General features: G+C 54.6%; 18 protein-coding genes. 8 read left to right on the plus strand and 10 right to left on the minus strand.

Annotation, left to right across the window (positions count from 1 at the left end; translation table 11 throughout):
* Positions 1-82 precede the first annotated feature (82 nt).
* Both rnt and gloA read right to left on the minus strand, forming a co-directional pair.
* A complete protein-coding gene (rnt, locus tag JK621_RS09685; RefSeq protein WP_212559602.1) occupies positions 83-772 on the minus strand; it encodes a ribonuclease T in 690 nt (229 codons plus the stop codon).
* Between the two features lie 79 nt (positions 773-851).
* Positions 852-1259, minus strand: a complete 408-nt coding sequence (gene gloA, locus JK621_RS09690) for a lactoylglutathione lyase (RefSeq protein ID WP_004943750.1) — start codon at positions 1257-1259, stop codon at positions 852-854.
* 452 nt (positions 1260-1711) lie between these two features.
* Between gloA and idi the strand changes: the two genes are divergently transcribed.
* The 4 genes from idi to JK621_RS09710 all read left to right on the plus strand — a co-directional run bounded on the left by idi (position 1712) and on the right by JK621_RS09710 (position 4868).
* Entirely contained in the window at positions 1712-2251 is a 540-nt protein-coding gene (gene idi, locus JK621_RS09695; RefSeq protein WP_212559603.1) for an isopentenyl-diphosphate Delta-isomerase, read from the plus strand.
* A 305-nt stretch (positions 2252-2556) separates the two neighbouring features.
* Entirely contained in the window at positions 2557-2679 is a 123-nt protein-coding gene (locus JK621_RS25470) for a hypothetical protein (RefSeq protein ID WP_283249354.1), read from the plus strand.
* 68 nt (positions 2680-2747) lie between these two features.
* Positions 2748-3719, plus strand: coding sequence for an SAM-dependent methyltransferase (locus JK621_RS09705; RefSeq protein WP_212559604.1), 972 nt, complete (start codon positions 2748-2750; stop codon positions 3717-3719).
* 39 nt (positions 3720-3758) lie between these two features.
* On the plus strand, positions 3759-4868 hold the full coding sequence (locus JK621_RS09710) for a terpene synthase family protein (protein WP_212559605.1): 1110 nt from the start codon (positions 3759-3761) through the stop codon (positions 4866-4868).
* Positions 4869-4973: 105 nt separating this feature from the next.
* Here the strand turns inward: JK621_RS09710 and JK621_RS09715 are convergent, their stop codons facing one another.
* The 4 genes from JK621_RS09715 to JK621_RS09730 all read right to left on the minus strand — a co-directional run bounded on the left by JK621_RS09715 (position 4974) and on the right by JK621_RS09730 (position 9317).
* Positions 4974-6071 carry an alkene reductase gene (locus JK621_RS09715; RefSeq protein ID WP_212559606.1) on the minus strand — a complete coding sequence of 366 codons (1098 nt, stop codon included), beginning with the start codon at positions 6069-6071 and terminating at the stop codon, positions 4974-4976.
* A 90-nt stretch (positions 6072-6161) separates the two neighbouring features.
* Complete coding sequence (locus tag JK621_RS09720; protein ID WP_212559607.1) at positions 6162-6782, minus strand: TetR/AcrR family transcriptional regulator; 621 nt, start codon at positions 6780-6782, stop codon at positions 6162-6164.
* 103 nt (positions 6783-6885) lie between these two features.
* Positions 6886-8523 (minus strand): phosphoethanolamine transferase EptA, encoded by a 1638-nt coding sequence (gene eptA, locus JK621_RS09725; protein ID WP_212559608.1) that lies wholly within the window; start codon positions 8521-8523, stop codon positions 6886-6888.
* A gap of 152 nt (positions 8524-8675) precedes the next feature.
* Positions 8676-9317: an NAD(P)-dependent oxidoreductase gene (locus JK621_RS09730; RefSeq protein WP_212559609.1), complete on the minus strand. Its 642-nt coding sequence runs from the start codon at positions 9315-9317 to the stop codon at positions 8676-8678.
* Between the two features lie 140 nt (positions 9318-9457).
* Here JK621_RS09730 and JK621_RS09735 point away from each other — a divergent pair, with 140 nt between their 5' ends.
* The 3 genes from JK621_RS09735 to JK621_RS09745 all read left to right on the plus strand — a co-directional run bounded on the left by JK621_RS09735 (position 9458) and on the right by JK621_RS09745 (position 11644).
* Positions 9458-10387, plus strand: a complete 930-nt coding sequence (locus JK621_RS09735; protein WP_212559610.1) for a LysR substrate-binding domain-containing protein — start codon at positions 9458-9460, stop codon at positions 10385-10387.
* A gap of 21 nt (positions 10388-10408) precedes the next feature.
* On the plus strand, positions 10409-10648 hold the full coding sequence (locus tag JK621_RS09740) for a DUF1289 domain-containing protein (protein WP_013812685.1): 240 nt from the start codon (positions 10409-10411) through the stop codon (positions 10646-10648).
* 99 nt (positions 10649-10747) lie between these two features.
* Positions 10748-11644: an aldo/keto reductase gene (locus tag JK621_RS09745; RefSeq protein WP_212559611.1), complete on the plus strand. Its 897-nt coding sequence runs from the start codon at positions 10748-10750 to the stop codon at positions 11642-11644.
* 58 nt (positions 11645-11702) lie between these two features.
* On the opposite strand, the gene JK621_RS09750 is transcribed toward JK621_RS09745, so the two are convergent.
* Complete coding sequence (locus tag JK621_RS09750; RefSeq protein ID WP_212559612.1) at positions 11703-13547, minus strand: polyurethane esterase; 1845 nt, start codon at positions 13545-13547, stop codon at positions 11703-11705.
* Between the two features lie 240 nt (positions 13548-13787).
* On the opposite strand from JK621_RS09750, the gene sodC reads away from it, so the two are divergent.
* Positions 13788-14312 (plus strand): superoxide dismutase family protein, encoded by a 525-nt coding sequence (gene sodC / locus JK621_RS09755; protein ID WP_126482393.1) that lies wholly within the window; start codon positions 13788-13790, stop codon positions 14310-14312.
* A gap of 6 nt (positions 14313-14318) precedes the next feature.
* Here the strand turns inward: sodC and JK621_RS09760 are convergent, their stop codons facing one another.
* Genes JK621_RS09760 through JK621_RS09770 form a run of 3 tightly spaced genes read right to left on the minus strand, consistent with a single transcriptional unit; the run spans position 14319 to position 17459 of the window.
* Positions 14319-16352: an FUSC family protein gene (locus JK621_RS09760; protein ID WP_212559613.1), complete on the minus strand. Its 2034-nt coding sequence runs from the start codon at positions 16350-16352 to the stop codon at positions 14319-14321.
* Positions 16353-16361: 9 nt separating this feature from the next.
* Entirely contained in the window at positions 16362-17219 is an 858-nt protein-coding gene (locus JK621_RS09765) for an efflux RND transporter periplasmic adaptor subunit (RefSeq protein ID WP_212559614.1), read from the minus strand.
* A 3-nt stretch (positions 17220-17222) separates the two neighbouring features.
* A complete protein-coding gene (locus JK621_RS09770; protein ID WP_212559615.1) occupies positions 17223-17459 on the minus strand; it encodes a DUF1656 domain-containing protein in 237 nt (78 codons plus the stop codon).
* Positions 17460-17486 lie beyond the last annotated feature (27 nt).

Below are 17486 nucleotides of genomic sequence, written 5' to 3' on the forward strand. Positions count from 1 at the left end.
CAGCGTTGTTACCTGCACTAGTTCCCCCCAATGACTTACTGAAGCAAGCGCCTGGGGTGGGCGCCTGGCTGCAACTTGAAAGCTATAGGGTAGTGTCAGTATCACCGATGGCCAGTGGCCATCCGCCAAGGCGTTTCCAGCGGTTAACCAGTTCGCAGAACAGTTGAGCCGTTTGTTCGGTGTCGTACAGGGCCGAATGCGCCTGAGTGCTGTCGAACGGAATATTGGCGGCAATACAGGCTTTGGCCAACACGGTTTGCCCCAACACCAGCCCGCTCAGCGCTGCGGTGTCAAAGGTGGCGAACGGGTGGAAAGGATTGCGCTTCAGACTTGCGCGCTCCGCTGCGGCCATGAGAAAGCTGTGATCAAAATTGGCGTTGTGCGCCACGATAATCGCCCGGTTACAGCCGCGATCCTTGATGCCTTTACGCACCGCTTTAAAAATGCTGTGCAGCGCGTCGTATTCACTGACTGCGCCACGCAGCGGGTTATGGGGATCGATACCGTTGAATGCCAGCGCTTCGGGTTGCAGGTTGGCGCCTTCAAAAGGTTCAACGTGAAAGTGCAGGGTTTCATCCTGCTGCAACCAGCCTTCTTCGTCCATTTTTAACGTAACGGCGGCAATCTCCAGCAGCGCGTCGGTTTTGGCATTAAATCCGGCGGTTTCTATATCTATAACTACGGGATAAAACCCACGAAAACGACCACTCAGGGCGTTAAGATCACTTTTTTCGGCCATCAGTTTCTTATCTTCATCGAATACAGCGCGCATTATGGCAAATTTTGCGCCCGGTTGCAGGCGGTTATCGCAGGCATAACAAGAAGGGCGCCGAAAGCGCCCCTTATCGGTCTCAGTGGCCGAGACCCTGACCGGCATGTTTGTTCTCGATCAGTTCGATCTTGTAGCCGTCCGGATCTTCGACAAAGGCGATAATCGTGGTGCCGCCTTTGACCGGGCCGGCTTCACGGCTCACTTTACCGCCGGCGTTACGAATGCTGTCGCAGGTGGCGGCCACATCGTCGACGCCCAGTGCCAGATGGCCGAACGCGGTGCCCATCTCGTAGCTATCGGTGCCCCAGTTATAGGTCAGCTCAATCACTGCGCCTTCGCTTTCATCGGTATAACCGACAAATGCCAACGAGTATTTGTATTCAGGGTTCTCGCTGGTGCGCAGCAGGCGCATGCCTAATACCTTGGTATAGAAGTCGATGGAGCGTTGCAGGTCACCGACGCGGATCATGGTATGGAGTAAGCGCATAATTCCTCTGATTGGGTGTGCCGTCATCAACGGCGAATGGAGTTAAGCCACCCAGTATAGCGTTGTCACGTAAGGCATTACAACGCGAGCCAGGGACGGGAAAAGGGGGGATGTGACGCAGTCACGAAATGATGATGTTTCAGGCTAAAAAATCTTTTTTATAAGAGCTATTTTGGAAACCCATTAGTGTACAACTAGCTTGCTGATTTTATTAAAATATAAAATTCCTTATCGCCATTTTTATTGATTGTTCTGATTTTGACGCTAATAGGCATGGGGTGTTAAATAATTGCATTTATTATATTTTTGGCTGTGGCAATCTAAAGCGATGCTGTTTTTAAAGTAAATGGAAACCTGCATTGAATTATGGGGATTTGACAAAAATCAAAAATAGACTTTAGTAATATAACTGTGGTTTCAGTGCGGGCATACCCGTTTGAAAGGTCTTTGCTATGGAAGAAATGCTGATTCTGGTTGATAAAAAAGATAATTCTATTGGTTCTGAAGGGAAACTATCTGTTCATCAACAGGGGTTATTACATCGTGCATTTTCGATATTTATATTTGATAGTAAAGGTCAATTGTTGCTGCAGCAAAGAGCGCGCAGCAAATATCATTCGGCTGGGTTGTGGACCAACAGCTGTTGCGGGCACCCGCGCTGGGGAGAGGCCACCCAGGCTGCGGCGCAGCGAAGGCTACAGGAAGAGATGGGTTTTAGCACTCGGTTACGGAAGGTTTCCAGTTTTACCTACCATGCGGAAGTGCCGGGCGATTTAATTGAGCATGAATTTGACCATATTTTTGTTGGATTGTTTGATGGCCAACTGCAGGTTAATCCTGAGGAAGTCGATGGCTGGGCGTGGATCGGTATTCGGCAAATAGCCGATAAAGTAGCGACTAATCCTGACTCTTTCACCGTATGGTTCAAAGAAATAATAAAAAACACCCATTCAGATACGCTGGAAGGTTGGGCAAAAATCGCCTCCCGCTAATGAAAAAGTCTTAAACGACGGGGGATAATATGGGTTCGTTGCCGGGTTTAATTAATTTTCCGATTGATTGGCGGGAATTAACCCGTGAGTAATTGGCACAGGCTGTGAATGAACTCCGAGCGTTTTATTATTCGGCATTGCAAAAAATGGTGGCCATTTGGCTTCGAACCTCGGCCATCAATGCCATCCGCACAAAACGAGTACCGATAGACGCGAACAGATGAGCGACCTGCGTCAAAAGAGGGGCGTTTCCGGTTTTCCAGGACGGGATGAATCCCCCAGGACACCTTTAGCACAGCCTGGGGATGGCCCATGCGGCCCGGCGGCAGCAAAAACGGCGGCATTGTATCGCAGTGATAGGCGACGGGGCGCTCTGTGCCGGAGACGATGAACAATGCCACGTGCGCTTGGTGAAGCTGCTGGTCTGAGGGTGAACAAGGGCAACAATTGCGCGAACACGGCCTGAGTAAATCTGTATTTATCGAGGAGAGCGATCATGAGCAATCTGTCTGAAACTCAATATTCCGATTCGGTGTATCTACAGAACCAGCCTTACCAGGTGATCCGGGATAAAAACATCGACGGTTACGAAGAGAAAGTGGTGCAAGCCTACTGCGAAGAACCGGATCGCTGGCGTAAGGCCATCGGCGATACGTTGCTGTTCCAGTTTGGGGTGTATGACAACGACGGGGCGTCCCTGACCCCGTTGTTGAAATTCAAACCTACGGCCTCTCTGGATAGCGCCGGTGTGCGTTATTTCGAGCAGCAGCTGTTTTTGGCCGGCGTGACCGGCAGCGAGCGACCGGCCATGCGCCGCATTTTGGATATTGGTTGCGGATGGGGCTATATCCTCAAGCATTTGGCGGACCGTTATCCAGAATGCCGGCGTTTGGATGGGATTAATGTGAGCGGTCAGCAGCTTAATTACTGTTCCCGATTTCATGCCGAGCAAGGGCTCAGGGATCGCATCAACCTATTTCAGTGCAATGCGCAGGATATCGACCTTTTACCCGGCAGGGAGCAACCTTACGACCTGGTAATCATGCGCGGCGTTATTTCGCATTTTTCCGGTGAGCTTTTCGAAAGGGTGATGGATAAGCTGTGGCAACGCGTGTCGCCAGGCGGCACGGTGATTATTTCGGACAATCTGTACAAGATTGATCTTGCGACATATCAATCTGACACCCTGGATACTGTTGACCGATTGGCGTGTAATCATCGGAAAACGCCTGGGTATTTTTTCTCCGTTTTGGAAAAAAGCGGTTTCATCATTCAAGACAAAAGAGTGTTGCCCAGTGATGCCGATGCAACCAAATGGTTACTGGATATTCGCAATAACATCGAAAGGCATTTTCCTGACGGTGCGGGCGGCGCTTTGGAGGAACTGCGCGTGATGTGTGAAAACCTGGCGGTCGCGATAGTTAAAAACAAGTTTTCTATTTATAGCACTATCCTGAAACGGCCTTGAGGATGTGTATCTACGCAAGTCATGACTGAGGAACCGAACATGTCCAAGGCGCCCAACTTCGTTCAGACTTTATCAGGTAAGCCCAGGTTAGGGGATAAGATATACCACCCAGACTTTCTCCTCACATTGCAGCCTCTGTGGCACCCCGATCATGATGCTGCCGAAGCGCAGGTCGCGCTTACCGATAGTCCTTATATTTTAGCGCATTACGGCAGCCAAAAGGCAGTTGATCATTATTTATCAATGAGCATGCCTTCATTTGGCGGGCTATGTTATCCACATGCCAAAAAAGACCGGATTTACTATACGGAGCGGATGATGAGCATCACGACTCTGATAGATGACACCACCACCAACCCCGACGTCCTCGGGGACCAACAAAAACAAGCCGAACTTCGGCATCATTACTTCGATGCCATAGCCGGTATCCGCCCCCCTGATAGTTTCCCAATCGCGCAGTTGTTGTATGAAGGGTTACTCCCGATAAAGGCGCAACTCGCGTCGAACCCCCGGGTTTGGCAACGTTTGGAAACGTCTATGCATACCATGATTGACAGACAGACGGACTCACTGGCTTTGCAGATGGATACCTTGACTTTTGATCGCTATCTGGAGCTGCGGCGTATCGATAATTATGGCGACTGGGCGGCCATGATGACGGAATATGCTATCGATGTTGATATGACCGATGTACTGGCCGCTGAAGAGTCGTTGGGTGTCGCAAGAACGGCCGCGATAGATTCTATTACATTGGTGAATGACCCCTATTCGTTTCGCAAGGAAATACATATTGCCGACTCCGTCAACTCGGTCTGGTTGCTTATGTATCTCGAGGGGCTGACGCTGCAGCAATCTCTCGATAAGCTGGCGGGTATCGTCCGGGAGAACGAACAAAAACTGATTAACGCGCGCGACAAGGTGCTGGCAGGGCCATTTGGAGAGCGTATTGACGTAAGAAGATATCTCACTGAATTAGAACATCTGGCATCGGGCAATGCCGAGTTTCATGCCATCAGCACGCGTTATTTCGGCAAGGATTTTAAAGGAAAACGCTTTATTTCGGGTGAGGTCACCATCAAGCCGCTGCCTTCTACGGATGAAATTGCTGCCGCAGATATTGCCGAACGTCAGGCAACCCGCCGCGGATAGTCGACGATCTGCATCTTGAAGAACAACAGGCATAAAAATATCCCCCCATTGTCAGAACGTTGCCTGACAACGGGGGGATATTACGCGTGGTCAAATCGTTATTGCTTACAGCGTCGGATAATCGGTATAACCTTCGGCGCCGCCGCCGTAGAAGGTTTCCGCATGCGGTTCGTTCAGCGGTGCGTTCTGTTTGAAACGCTCGACCAGATCCGGGTTGGCGATATAGCTGCGGCCAAAGGCTACCGCATCGATAAAGCCTTTGTTGATCAGCTCTTCGGCTTTCTCGGCGGTATAGGCGCCTGCGCCGACGATCACCCCTTTAAAGCGGGCGCGTACCGAATCGCGGAAGGCGTTGGAATAAGGTTTGCCGCCTGCCCAGTCCGGTTCGGAAATGTGCAGGAAAGCGATGTTGCGCTTATTCAACTCTTCGACCAGATACAGCGCCGCTTCTTCCTGATCTTCACCGTTATCCAGGCCATTGAACGGGCCCAGCGGCGAAATGCGGATGCCGATATGCTCTGAACCCCATTCAGCGATGGTTGCGTCCACCACTTCCAGCGTCAGGCGCGTACGGTTTTCGATATTGCCGCCGTACTGATCGGTGCGCTGGTTGGAGGCTGGGGACATGAACTGGTGCAGCAGATAACCGTGGGCCGCGTGCAGTTCGATAAAGTCGAAACCGGCCTCACGCGCATTGGCGCTTGCCTGGCGGAAATCGTTAATAATGCCTGGGATCTCTTCGGTTTCCAGCGCACGCGGGGTCGAGGTTGGAACCCGCACCCAGGCACCGGTTTCGTCGCGCACGGTGGTGCGGGAGTCGGCATTGATCGCGGAAGGGGCTACCGGTGCCTGTTGGCCCGGTTGCAGGCTGCTGTGGGAGATGCGGCCCACATGCCACAACTGAACGGCGATATGGCCGTTTTTATCGTGTACGGCCTGGGTGATTTTTTTCCACGCGGCGATCTGCTCTGGGGTATGCAGCCCCGGAGCGCCGGCATAGCCTTTCGCCTGGAAAGAAATCTGGGTGGCTTCGGTCACGATCAGACCGGCACTGGCGCGCTGGGCATAATATTCGGCCATCAGCGGAGTAGGGATATCGCCAGGCTCAATGCTGCGAAGACGCGTCAGCGGGGCCATAAACACGCGGTTTGGCAACGTTGCAGAGCCAACCTTCAGCGGGGAGAACAATTTTTCAATCTTCATAGTGCATCCTATATTAATAGACCGGTCGACTAGTAATGGCTAACTAACTGCCCAACAGGGTAATTTTTCGGTAAAGCTTGGGTATTACGTTTACGGCTGCGGCGGGCGCAACAGCAATTCGATACTTTCCAGCGCGCTGGTCAGCGGGGCGACCGAACGGCGGATTTTGGCTCGCAGCGAGGCGCCAAGCCACAGTGAGTACAGCGTTTCTGCGGTGGCAGCCGGGCTCATGGCTATCGACAACGAACCTTCGCGGATGCCGCGCTCGATGGCATCCTGCAGGTGGCCAATCACCCGTGCGGTGCCGGTCTCCAGGGCGTGGCGCATGGGTTCCGACAGGTCGCTCACTTCGGCTGAGAGTTTCACCGCCAGGCAGGCGTTATGGCATTCGCTGCGGCAATGGAAGCTGATCGCCTGGGCGTAATAGCTCAGCAACTGGTGGCGAGCGTCGCTTTTATCGTCGCTAAACAGCCGTTGCATCTCAGCATCGTAGTGCTCGAAATAACGCTGCAGCATGCTTTCGCCGAAGGCTTCCTTCGAGCGGAAATAGTGATAAAACGAGCCTTTCGGCACACCTGCCGTGGTCAGCAGTTCGCTCAGCCCCATGCCGGTAAAACCCAGGCGCAGGCTAAGTGTCTCGCCGGTAGCGAGCAGATGTTCACGGGTATCTACGGGGCAGTGCGCATGTTTCGTCATAATGGAGACAAGCATAATAGACCGATTGGTCTAGGTCAATAACAATAAAAAAACCGGCGTAAAAACGCCGGTTGCGAAGAGCGGTATTTTGCCCGAGCGGGGGGCAGAAGTTAAGCCTTTATGCCACGTTGCGGCAGCGATGCAAAATATCCAGTTGCGGCTGATACTCGCGGGTTTGCACGTTCAGCATACCGAGCAGGGTATGGAACAGATTGTCTTGCGAGATCTCATCCTTTTCGGCCATGTTACTCAGGCACTGGCGGTCAACCTTGAAGCTGCGCTCATAGTCGGCGGACATCCACATCAGGAAAGGAACGTGGGTTTGCTGGCTGGGGGCAAACACGTAAGGCGTGCCGTGCAGGTACATGCCATTTTCACCCAAGGATTCGCCGTGATCGGAGAGGTAAACCAGCGCGGTATTGAATTTATCGCTGTGCTGTTGCAGCAGCTTGATGGTGTCGTCCAGCATCGCGTCGGTATACAGCAGTGAGTTGTCATAAGTATTTACCAACTGCTCATGGGTACAATCCTGGATCTGATTGCTGTCGCAGGTTGGCGAAAACTTCTGGAACTCCGGCGTGCTGCGGCGGAAATAGGCCGGCCCGTGGCTACCCATCTGGTGCAACACGATCACGCCATCGTCTTTCAGGCCGTTGATGTAGTCATTCAGCTTATACAGCAGCACGTTATCCATACAGACGTCGCCGTCGCAATCCTGCGGCAGTTTCAGCTTGGTCATGTCGACGTGCGGCACGCGATCGCAGGCGCCTTTGCACCCACCGTCGTTTTCACGCCAAAGTACGTTGACGCTGGCATGCGCCAGCACGTCGAGCATGCCTTCCTGGTGGGTCGCCAGCGTGGCGTCGTAGTCCTTGCGCGGCATATTGGAGAACATGCAGGGGACAGAGATCGCCGTTTCGGTACCGCAGGAGCTGGCGTTTTTAAAGTACAGCACATTGTCTTGCTTCAGGCGCGGATTGGTGTCGCGCCCGTAGCCGCCGAGCGAGAAATTCTCGGCGCGGGCGGTTTCCCCCACGACCAGGATCACCAGGGATTTCTTTTGTTGCCCGGCGATCAATGGCCCTTTACGTGCATCTTCGCCGATTTTCACCAGCGGCAGGTTATGGGTAAAATAGCGCTGTTGGGTAAACTTGATGGTGCCGGAAACGAAGTTCGACGGCGTCAGCATTTTCACCACGCTTTTGTTGTTGCGGATCAGCGAGGCGTAATCCTTATAAAACAGCGCGGCGATAATCAGGATCACCACCACCGAGAGCATCACGTTGGCGGCGCGCAGCCCGGCCATATACCACCACGGGCGGGTGATGCGGATCTCGGTAAAACACACCAACACCGCAGGCAAAATGCCAAGCAGCGCCAACCATAACCCCATGCGCGGCGTCAACAGGGCGGTCGCCTCTTGCGGGTTGGTTTCGAAGGCGTTTTGCATCATGTTGCCGTCGATCACCACGCCGTAGCTGAACATAAAGTAGTTGGCGGCCGCGCTGCCGAGCAGAAAGAAAATCATCAGCGGTTTGCGCAGGAAAGGCACGGTCAATACGCTGAAGATAATGTTCAACGCGCAGAAAATCACTACCGGCATGGTGGCAGCGAAGATCAGGTTGTGGACGCTATCGAAATTGATATACGACCAGGCCTTATGCAGGAATAACGCGTTCTGGAACAGAGTGAAAAACACGGCGCTGGCGAGGATAAACTCCAGGCTGTTGCACTGTAAGCGTTGACGTAACCACATTGCCAAATCTGAATCCTGATAATGAGTAATGCGCCGAAATTTACAGGATGAAACTTAAGAAAGCCTTAGAGATTCAGAATGGTGGCGGGTTTGTTTAATTTTGGTTTAGTTTGCAGCCGTCAGACCGCGTGGAACGCGGTCTGACAGGGTGTTTAGTAAGCGGCGGTAAACTGCGCTTTAATAAACTGCGGTTTTTCGATCTCATCGATAATGGCTACCGACAAATCTTCTACCGAGATACTGGCCGGCGCCTGGCCATTCATCAGTAACTGGGTGGTGCCGAGACGGAACTGACCGGTGCGCTTGCCGGGTTCCAGCAACGCGGCAGGGGAAAGATAGGTCCAGTCCAGCGGCGAGCCGTTACGCAGCTTGTTGCGTAAATCACGCACTGCCTGTGCGCCCGGGCGGATATTTTCCGGGAACTGTGGGGTGTCTACCAGTTCAACGCCCGGCGCGACCTCCAGGCTGCCGGCGCCGCCGACCACCAACAGGCGCTTAACGCCGGCCTTTTCCACGGCGTTCAGGATTTTCTGTGCGCCGGTGCTGGTTTTTTCGTACAGGTTATCTTCCGCCCAGCCTGGGTTATAGGCGCTGATTACTGCGTCCTGGCCCGCCAGCTGTTTCGCCAGCCATTCGGTGTCGGCGATGTCACCCAGCGCCACGGTCAGGTTGGCATTGTCCGGCAGATCCTTGGGCTGACGTGCAATCGCCGTCACTTGCAAGCCGCGCGCCAGCGCTTCGTCCACCACGCGGCGGCCTACAAAACCTGTTGCTCCAATAATGGCTACTTTCATCTGTTTGCTCCTGTCAGAAATAGGGTCTGTCTGCGGGGCAGGCCAGCTTGGCCTGCGAAGTTAGAGATACTCTAGTACTTAACAATAGATCTGATTAGTGCCATATTCATGCTTTCTTGATTAAGTAAAACTTCATAATCGTGGATAAACTGAATCGAATGGCGGTATTCGCCACCGTGGTGGCGGAAGGATCGCTGGCCGGCGCCGCCCGGCGGTTGGGCATGACGCCATCGGCGGTCAGCCAGCATATGCGTTCGCTGGAAAAAGCGCTCGGCGTGCCGTTATTGCACCGCTCCACGCGGCGATTGGCGCTCACCGAAGCGGGCGCGGCGTTCTATCCCGGCTGCGAAGCGATGTTGTTTCAGGCGCAGCAGGCGGAACAGCGGCTGGCGGAATTGCGCGACACCCTGGTGGGGGAGCTGCGTATCGCCACCACGGTCGGCATTGGCGGTCGCCCGCTGGCGGAGGCGATGGCGCCGCTGCTGCTGGCGCACCCTAAACTGACGCTGCGCGTATTGGCGGACGATCGGATCGTCGACATGATTGAGCAGCGTATCGATATCGCGCTGCGGGTCAATCGTCAGTTGGCGGATGCGAATATGATCGCCCACCCGCTGGCCGAGTGGCCGATGGTGCTTTGCGCCGCGCCGCGTTATCTCAGCCAGCACGGGGTGCCGGAGACGCCGCAGGATTTGATGCAACACCGCTGGATTTCTGGTATTTACAGTGGCGCGCATCTGGATTTGCACCATCTTGGCGGACAGCAGCTTAAATTACGGCTGGCGGAAGGGCAGATCGTCAGCGACAGCATGACCGTCATGCGCGCCTTTACTCGCAGCGGTCTCGGGATTTCGGTTCAGCCGCTGAATGAAATTGAGGACGAATTGCAGCGCGGGGAGCTTATCCAACTGATGCCGGAATGGCGGCCCGCGCCGCTGCGGCTGCACGCGCTGACGCTGGAAAGGGCGATGCCCGAGAAAAATCGGCAGGCGCTGCGCTATTTGCGCGACTATTTTCGCCGCCATACTGAAAAGTCACTTGCCAGCGGCGCTAATGGCGTCTTCAATTAGCAAGAGAATGCAGGAGGACGTGTGCCGCAGCAGCTAGAGTTTTTCGACATCCCCAGCCCGTGTCGCGGTATTTGCCAGGCCGATGAGCGCGGTTTCTGCCGTGGCTGCCTGCGCAGTCGCGAGGAGCGTTTTGGCTGGATGCAAATGAGCGACGCGCAAAAACGCGACGTGCTGCGCCTGTGCCACCAACGCTTCCTGCGCCTGCAACGCGCCAACAAACAACCTGACGAACCGCAACCGGAACAGCCTTCGCTGTTCTGAACCTTTCCTGATCGGCCGCACGTTAACGGGGCTTTCCGCTTCCCACACGCTTATCCGCTTGTGTATGCTGGCATTAAATAATGTCACGAGGCTTTAACGATGGTAAACCGTATTCAACTCGCGCCGCAGGGGCCTGAATTTTCCCGCATGATTTGCGGATACTGGCGTTTGATGGAGTGGGGCATGACGCCGCAGCAACTGCTGACGTTTATCGAGCAGCACATCGAACTGGGTGTCACCACCGCCGACCACGCGGACATTTATGGCGGTTATGCCTGCGAACAGGCGTTCGGCGAGGCAATGCGTCTGAAACCTTCGCTGCGTCAGTCGATGGAGCTGGTGTCTAAATGCGGCATCGCCACGACTGCCAAGCCCGGCAACCCCATCGGCCATTACAACACTGACCGCGATCATATTGTGCACAGCGCCGAACGTTCACTGGCGCTTCTGCACACCGACTACCTGGATCTGTTGCTGATTCATCGCCCGGATCCGCTGATGGAAGCCGATGAAGTGGCGGAAGCCTTTGTCGCCCTGCACAAAGGCGGCAAGGTGCGCCATTTCGGCGTTTCCAACTTCACGCCGGCACAGTTTACGTTGCTGCAGTCGCGCCTGCCGTTCTCGCTGGTCACCAATCAGGTTGAGATTTCACCGATCCACCAGCCGGCCATTCTGGATGGCACCCTGGATCAGTGTCAGCAATTGCGCATCAAGCCGATGGCCTGGTCTTGTCTTGGCGGCGGCCGCTTGTTCAGCGACGCGGAGTTCCAGCCGTTGCGCGATGAATTGCAGACGGTGGCGCAGGAAATCGGCGCCGAGACTATCGAGCAGGTGGTGTATGCCTGGGTAATGCGTCTGCCGTCCGCGCCGCTGCCGATCATCGGTTCCGGCAAGATTGAACGCGTGCGTTCGGCGCTGAAGGCGCAGGAACTGACGCTGAACCGTCAGCAGTGGTTCCGCATCCGCAAGGCGGCGCTGGGTTACGATGTGCCTTAAGCATTAGCCAAGGTCGTCATCAGAAAAGCCGGGTCTGTAGACAGCCCGGCTTTTTATTTTAAGCCAACACCACCTGACTATCGTTGAGGCTTTCGGCGGTTACGCCGATCAGCGTCACTTTATTTTCGCCGAAGGCCAACGTCAATCCGTCAGCGCGTTGCGAAACATAGTCGTGGAAATCGCCGCTGGCACCCTGAGTCCCCAGAAAGACCAGCTTGTCGGTGGCGCCAAAGTTGTACACCTTATCGCTGCCAAAATCCCCGCTGAACAAGAACGTATTGTTACCGCCGACGCTTTGCAGCATATCGTTGCCGTTACCGCCGACAAACGTCAGATTTCCGCTGCCGTGGCCAAACAGCTGGTCATCGCCACCTTTGCCGAACAACCAGTTGTCGCCGGCTCTGGCGCGCAGGATATCGGCGCCGTCACTGCCATTGGATGATGCGGAGTAGGCATTCAGACCGGCGCCTGATTTCAAGCCGGCATCGGTCACCTGATGGTCTACTTCTTTGGTGAAGAGCAATAATGAGGCTTCTTTAGTGCGCAAGGTGCTGATACCGCTTGCCTGGGTAATTCCGCCTGTCGCGTCACGCAGATAAAGCGTATTGCCGTCGTAAGCCACCTCGTTTTTCTTCAAGGCCTGTTGCAGGTCCAGCGTGTTATTTCCCTCGCCGCCGGAAATAATATTAAACCCGCCGCCGTCGCGGAAAGTGTCATTGCCGGCGCGGCCCTCGAGGTAATCGTTGCCTGCGCCACCCTTGATCAAGTCGTTGCCCTCGCTGCCAATAATAAAGGTCGGGCCGCTGTGTTTCTCGGCGTTGCGGTTCAAATCCTCCACCCAGGTATCAGCGCGGGTGACATCAGAGAGGTTGGACACAATCACCGTCGAGTCTTTATTGGTCAGGGAGTAAAACTCTGAATTCAGCACCCGCATCAGCCCGTCTTGATAAAAGAACGGTAAATGGGATAACCAGGTCGGGATATTCAGAATGGAGAAAGGCAGGATATTCCAGGCGGCAGAGGCGTAATGATCGTTAAAGTTAACGATATTATTGGTGGCGGATGCCTGTGGCGCATCATGGACGCCTAATGACGCCGGCGTCAGCGTGGTGCCATCCAGCGCGCGAAAGACCGGATCGTTTTCGTAACCAATATTAATGACTTTGCCGCCTGTTTCATATTGCGTTGGCGAAGCGAACGCCACGTAGTGGGATTGCGCGTAGAAACCCGCCCAGTTACCGTCGCTGAGCGCTGCCATGCTGTTCACCGCCAGCCCGCCCAGGCTGTGGCCGCTGACGGTGATATCATCGCCGCTCAGGCCATGTGCCTGGGCGAATTTAGCCACGTCGCCCAGTAAAGTGCCGAAAGCTTTCAGACTGTAATTGTCGGCATAGCCTTCCGGTCCAAAGCCTGCCAACACGTCGTTGATCAGATCGCCGATACTGTCGGTAATTAATGACTCGCGCGGCCCGCTGGTACCGCGAAAGGCAATGCCAATCGAGATGAGGTTGCCTGCGCTGTCATATTTTCCCAGCACCTCCGCCTGGGCGGTGGTGTAACCCAGACTCTCGCCGTAATAGGTGCCGCGGGCATCCGTTTTGCCCAGGTAGCCTAATTGCTCAGCGCCAATCGGGGTCCAGCCGGCGTTATTAACCGCTTCTAACGCTGCTTTTTCTGAATCGGGATTCCAGGGGATGCCGGGCAGCCCGCCCTGCGATTGGGTGCTGCCAATAAGGGCGGTAACCAGCGTAAGGGGTAAACCCAATCCAAAGCCGCTGTGGTGATACCCTTCGTCAAAGCCATTATCGATATTGTGATAGGCGTACGTGGATATCGCCAGCGCATCGGAAAATAACGTTTTTGATTCCGCATCATCGAGATCTTGGTAATTAAAGATGCCCATATCAGTTCCTTATGAGTTTGCTGCATTGGCCTTTTACTCATCAAATGGCACTGGCAGCGAGTGTAGGTGAACAGAACGAACCGAACGACAACTGGTCGGATGACCACGGGCGGTAAAATTATTATTAGTATGAATTATTAATAATGCGAATCTTATCGCCAGATTTATCCCCATTTTGCGCGGTGACATCGCCAGCTACCCTATACTCAAGGTTCACGGATATTTCATGGAGAGTGATTGATGAAACATTATTGGTATGCGGCCTTCGGCCTGATGGCCTGTGGCGTCGCGCAGGCGGCAACGGTGGATGTTGACATGAATCTGGTGACCGGACAGGGAATTGGCCAGGAAATCGGCAAAGTCACGATCAGCGAAACGCCTTACGGCTTGCTGTTTACCCCTCAGTTAAAAGCGTTGCCTGCAGGCGTGCATGGTTTTCATGTGCACGAGAACGGCAGTTGCGAGCCGGGGATGAAAGAGGGCAAGGCGGTAGCGGCGTTGGCGGCGGGTGGGCATTTTGATCCGCAAAAAACCGGCAAGCACCTTGGCCCTTACGCCGACGGCCATTTGGGCGATTTGCCGGCCATTTATGTGACGGATGACGGCATGGCCAGTTACCCGGTTCTGGCACCGCGGCTGAAAAAAATCAGCGAAATAACCGGCAAAGCGCTCATGGTACATGCCGGTGGAGACAACCACTCCGACCATCCGAAACCCTTGGGTGGCGGGGGCGAACGTTTCGCCTGCGGTGTGATTAAGGGATAACCGGGTTTAACGGGCGGCGGAGGCTGCCGCGGCGTCGTCGGGCAGGTTGATCGCCTGCTGCAGTTGTTGCAGCGAACAGTAAAGCCGCCAAATCAATCCGGCAAGATCGCGCGCCGCCTGCTCCGGGTGGTGCGCCAACGCATTGCTCATGCGCAGCAGTTCCCGCAGCGTGGCGTCCAGGGAGGGGCGCTGCACGCCTTTCTCGGTCATAATGTCCCGCAGACAGTGAATGCAGACGTCACGTACCGCCGAGAGCGGATCGGAGCGGGTTTGCCAGTCACGCAATTGCCAAACGATATGGCTGCAGTTAAGCAGCACCACGCCCCAGCGCAATAACCAGCTGCGCGCCTCCTGATCCTGGCTTTGACTCAACTGACTGATGCGGTGATAAATCAGAGATTCGAACTGGCTCTCGCTCTGCTGCGGTTTTTGGCTCAGTTGATCGCTAAAGTCGCGCCGCAGAGCGCGAATAATGCGCCGGCTTTTACGTTTGTCAGAACTGGGCCGCAGGATCTGGAATGCCAAACCGGCAAACAATACCCCGACAATCTTGCCGATGTTGTTATTGATAAACGACTGATAATCGTAACTTGGCGGGTTGGTGACGGTGAGAAAAGAACCCATAAATACGATCAGTTGCCCCCATAGCGCGGCGTAGGGCGGATTTTGCAGTTTGATCATCTGCAGGGTGATCAGAATGGGGAACAGGAAGGCGCAGAATACCCAAAAATCGTCAATTTGGATCATCAGGCCGAATTTCACCACAAAGCAGGCGACCGAAAGCAGCAATACCGCCTTCAACAAGGTGGTGATGCTGTTGATCGGCGAAGGGGTGGAAGAATAGAGCACGCAGCTGATGGCGGTTAACGTCAGCGCCGAGCTGCCTGCATCCCACTGGGTGTTAATCCAGTAAGCGCAACCGATGATAATGCACAAAAAGGTGCGCAGGCCGTTATAGGCGGCTTCGTAACTGTCGGTATGGCGCGCCAGAGAGGTCACGCGAGGGGGCTGGATATCGCTGACCGGCGTGGCGCCTTCCAATCTTTGCAACCAGCGGCTGCAGCTCAGATACAGCCAACAGAAATGGCGCAGCCGCAGCCAGAAGGCGCGGTGGCGGTAATCTGCCGGATCCTGAGGGGCTATCTGCTGCAGGATACGCGCCAGCCGGTATTTGTCGGCGGCGGGATCGCGCAGTTCGGTCAGCACTTGATCCAGGACGGCCGCCAGATTGGCCGGGCGATCCGGCCAGTTCAGCAACATGCGGCGCAGGCTGGAGATCACGCTGGTAAGGCGCAACTGTTGGTGCAGCATATAGTTGAGCAGGTTATTCTGCCGCCGCAGTCGGTAGTGGCTCCAGAACGCCTGAATACGCAGCAGGTTCATGGTCAGGATCTGCCCGATGACGCCCTCGTGCGACGTGCGCATTTGAGCGGTGATTTCCGGTTGCCACAGCATGGCTGCATGTTCCAACAGCCGCAGGTGCATGCGTCTTAACGAGGTCAGCAAGGTTTCACCGTCTGAGGTGCTGGGCAGGATCATCATCATCACGCCGCCGCACAGAATGCCGGTGATGACCTCGCAGACGCGCGCTTGAGCGATATCAAAGATCTGCTGAGTATCGGTGACGTTGACCGTGCCGAAGGCGATGATGGCGGCGGTATAGCCCGCCAGCGCAAACGCATAGGAAACGTTGTTCTGATAATGGTTGGAAATGTAGGTGCACAAACCGATCCAGGCGGCGATAAATAAGGTGAACAGCCAGGGATCGTTCAGGCAATGACCGGCAATGGCCACTGACGCGGCGGCGCCTATCAGGCTGCCGATAATGCGTCCGAGACTTTTGCTGATGACGCCGCCGACGGTGGGGAAGCTGACCACCGCAGCAGAGGTCAACGCCCAATAAGGTTCGTCGAGATTGAGGACGAACGCCAGCCATAATGACAGGCACATGGCCAGCGAGTTGCGCAGCGCATAGCGCCATTGCCCCCCGGTGGCCTTACCCCAGGGGGTGCGCTTCCATTCCAAAAAGGGCAGGTTCACTGGTTAGCCTTACTGATGAATGGCGATGGTGCAGGTGGTACCCGCCACCAAGGGCAGATCGGCGGGTGCGTTCAACAGTTTTATCCGCACCGGCACGCGCTGCGCCAAACGAACCCAGGGAACATTGGGCTTCACGTCCATTAATAAATCGCCGCTGCTGTCGACGCTTTGATCGTTAATGGCACGGCCAATGCTCTCCACCTGGCCCAACAGAGGGATGTTGCCATTATATAAAACGATATCCGCTTTATTGCCTTCTTTTATATGCTTGAGCTTGGTTTCTTCAAAATAGCCGAGCACGTAAAATGAGTGTGCGTCGACCAGCGCAACCAATGGCGTGCCGGCGCTGGCATAGTTCCCAACACGTGCTTGCAAATTAGTGATATAGCCATCGACAGGTGCGTAAATTTTAGTTTTGCTTAAATTCCATTTAGCCTGTTTCAGATTAGCCTCAGCGGCTTTATACGCGGCTTTCATTGCCTGCGCGGCTAAATTTGACTCATCCATATTTTCGGCAGAAATAACGTTTTTTGGCAGGCTGCGACGACGCGCCGCCTCATGCTCCGCTTTGGCCAGGTCGGACTGCGCTTTTGCCAGTGCGGCCTCAGCATTGTCCAGCGCAATCTGGTATGGCACCGGGTCGAGAGTAAAAATCAGACTTCCCGCAGGTATGAACTGATTGTCATGTACGGTTATTTTCTCTAATCTGCCAGAAACTTCTGGTGTGATATTGACGAGCTCGGCGCGCACCTTTCCATCACGGGTCCACGGGGATTGCATATAATAATTCCACAACCACCAACCGGCGCACAGGGCAATGGCGCAGACGATTACCGTAGAAAAATATTTTAACGTTTTATGCGTCATGAGTTACCAACTCGCTAAAATCCATAAGGAGCCACTGACGGCGATGACGAAAATAGACAAATCCATCAACATGGGATGCCAAATTTCGCCGGAATAAATCCAGTCTCGCAACAGGCGGTGTGCCAGTAGCCATAAAACTGACCCGAGCAGAAAAGCTTTAAATATGGGTGGAAAATAGAGTGAGGCGCCGAGCACCAAATCGGGCAGGGGGGAGGCGGCGTGAAGCCATGGACTATTCACATTAACAATCCCTACTAGTGAATATGT

Source organism: Serratia plymuthica, assembly GCF_018336935.1.
Lineage (GTDB): Bacteria > Pseudomonadota > Gammaproteobacteria > Enterobacterales > Enterobacteriaceae > Serratia > Serratia plymuthica_B.